The organism is Methylobacterium sp. P3_A11, assembly GCF_056403155.1.
Map to the genome: position 1 here is coordinate 1 of NZ_JBFUGA010000252.1, position 646 is coordinate 646.

Here is a 646-nt window from a genome sequence, read left to right on the forward strand (position 1 = left end):
CGTCTGGACCGCGAGATCGCCCAACGCGCGAAGGACGATGCCGTGGCCAAGCGGCTGATGACGATACCGGGTGTCGGCCCGGTGATCGCGACCGCACTCGTGGCTCTGGCACCGGCCGCCAGTACCTTCCGCCGCGGGCGCGACTTTGCGGCTTGGCTCGGTCTCGTCCCGCGGCAACACTCCAGCGGCGGCAAGGAGCGGCTGGGGCGAACGACCAAGATGGGCGAGCGCAGCCTGCGACGGTTGCTGATCTTGGGCGCGAGCTCTGCGACCAAGGTCGCGGCGCGTGATCCCGATAAAGCTGGGGCATGGTTGGCCAGCATGCTGTCGCGCAAGCCGCGCATGCTGATCACCGTCGCCCTGGCGAACAAGATGGCGCGGATCGTCTGGGCCTTGATGGCCCACGGCGGCTCCTACAGAGCTCCGGCCACGGCGTAATCGCCACGGCCTGAGGCGTCAGGGAGGCAGGGAAGGTCAGTCGAGAGGTATGGCGCAACGGTCAGAAGACGGGGTCGGGAAAACCCGTGAATGTCCAGGCGCCTCGAGCGCGCAAAAGCGATTTGGACCCGATCCGCGATCTCCATACAGGCCCGCAGCCGTGAGGATGGCTGCATCAACAGGCCGGACACACGGAAGCACCTGAACC

At 67.0% G+C, this 646-nt stretch carries 1 protein-coding gene; it reads left to right on the plus strand.

The features are described 5' to 3' along the window. Nucleotides 1-438: IS110 family RNA-guided transposase (locus AC1DXK_RS31110; protein ID WP_477299724.1), on the plus strand; the 438-nt coding region annotated here is incomplete at its 5' end. Nucleotides 439-646: the final 208 nt, after the last annotated feature.